The sequence below is a fragment of the Nostoc sp. FACHB-888 genome, assembly GCF_014696655.1.
Taxonomy (GTDB): domain Bacteria; phylum Cyanobacteriota; class Cyanobacteriia; order Cyanobacteriales; family Nostocaceae; genus Nostoc.
On the sequence record NZ_JACJQM010000423.1, the window covers coordinates 1 to 1,615 of the forward strand.

Below are 1,615 nucleotides of genomic sequence, written 5' to 3' on the forward strand. Positions count from 1 at the left end.
TTATCACTTCAGCTTTCTCTACCTTGGGGGAGAAAGCTGAATGGCGAGTAGAGAACAGAGGAGGAAAGGTGCTGCCCATCGCTTTAATCGTGCGGGTGTATGCCAATGAAAATCCTAATTTACCAAATCAAAGAACGTCTTATCTGGCGGTAGCGAAGATCACACCAGAGAATATCTGTGTAACGAAGAAAGTCAAAGGTGGAGAAAAAGCGAATCAAGAAGCACGGCGAGCAGCAGATGCCTCTGCAAAGAAACCTTGCCTTGAATAAGGGACTTTAATCTATAATGTTCACCCCTCTGGCTGGCAACGTGATAAATGCTCCGATTGGGAAGCTCAACCATCTAAACTTAACTCTAGATAATCGCTCTCAAAACAAAGAATCGTCCTTAACTCAAGCATTACGGCAGATACAGCAGTTAAACTCCAAGATTGCTGTGTTAGAGCAGCAGCATCAAGATTATGTGCAAAAGCAACAGAATTTGATTAGTGCCATTGCCGAAATCTGTGTTTCTTCAATGCAGGAAATAGAGGCACTGCGGATTTTGATTTATCGGGGAGAGGCAGCCTGTCGGCAGTACCTGCGTTCAGTGTTGGTTAAACAAAAGAAGGCTTTTTGAAGTACTAAAAAACAGCCCCTATCTTACGCCTTGCCGGAGGTAGATAACATTTCTAAATAAGCTTCAAGCGATCGCCCCCGGCCGAGGTAAGCGATCGCCGTTTCCGCTCCTTGTGACGCTAATCCCATAGGAGGGTACTTAAACATGGTACGAACATTAGAAGACAAGTTCAATTGCAAGAGTGAACTATTTTTGTTGTCGGAAGACGAATACCAACCGAAAAATAAACTGGAAGAAATTGCAGTTAAAGCAGTCAAGTTAGCAGGGTTACACACCCGGCTTGGGGACTATGAATTTGTCTCGACAGCAGTTAGATTGCTTGAGCCATTCATTGCTGCATGGTATCACCGGGCCGAACTGTCCCCACCATCGACCGCGACAATTTGCAAATGGTTTTATAGTGAGCCACCAAAGTGGGCGATCGCTTTATTGGTGAATGAACAGCAAAAAATTTTTGAACAAGTTTCGCGGAATCTTCAAATTTAGATAAAACAGAAAACTCTACGAAATCCGAAAAAGCCCTTGAAGATTGCGAGTGGCTTTTTTATTGTATAAAAGTAAGGTCAATCACAGTTAATTCACTATCAATTAATAGAGAATATGACATCAAAATCATACGGAATTGACACGGGTATTGACTATGTTTTTTACACTCTTGACTACCTATTGACTATTTATTGATGAACCAAGCATGGAGAGAACAACTTTTTAGCCGAAAGACCACTAATTCTGGGTTGAATCCTTTGGTTTTACCGATGACTAATGCCAAAATGTTGCGAGTTTTGGATATTTGCTATCGGACATGGGAGCGTTGGACAGAAGTGGCTGAAACAATCCCTCAGTATAAATTGTCACGAATCCAAATGCAGAAGATGGCACAAGAAAAAAGGTTAAGAGCGCCATTGATTCGTCCATATCAAGTATGGGTACTAGGCAGGATTGGCGAAGTGTTTGGAGATTTAGATCAAGGCACAAACAAGGTTGAAATAGCAAAGTC

At 42.2% G+C, this 1,615-nt stretch carries 4 protein-coding genes; all 4 read left to right on the plus strand.

Features of this window, described 5'->3' with window-relative positions; genetic code table 11:
* The coding region (locus H6G26_RS41630) for a hypothetical protein (protein WP_199327308.1) at window positions 1-269 on the plus strand (269 nt) is incomplete at its 5' end.
* A 16-nt stretch (window positions 270-285) separates the two neighbouring features.
* Window positions 286-618 (plus strand): hypothetical protein, encoded by a 333-nt coding sequence (locus H6G26_RS41635; protein ID WP_190737983.1) that lies wholly within the window; start codon window positions 286-288, stop codon window positions 616-618.
* A gap of 144 nt (window positions 619-762) precedes the next feature.
* Complete coding sequence (locus H6G26_RS41640) at window positions 763-1,104, plus strand: hypothetical protein (protein WP_190737986.1); 342 nt, start codon at window positions 763-765, stop codon at window positions 1,102-1,104.
* A gap of 194 nt (window positions 1,105-1,298) precedes the next feature.
* Window positions 1,299-1,615, plus strand: a 317-nt coding sequence (locus H6G26_RS41645) for a hypothetical protein (RefSeq protein WP_190737988.1), incomplete at its 3' end; no start/stop codon positions are given.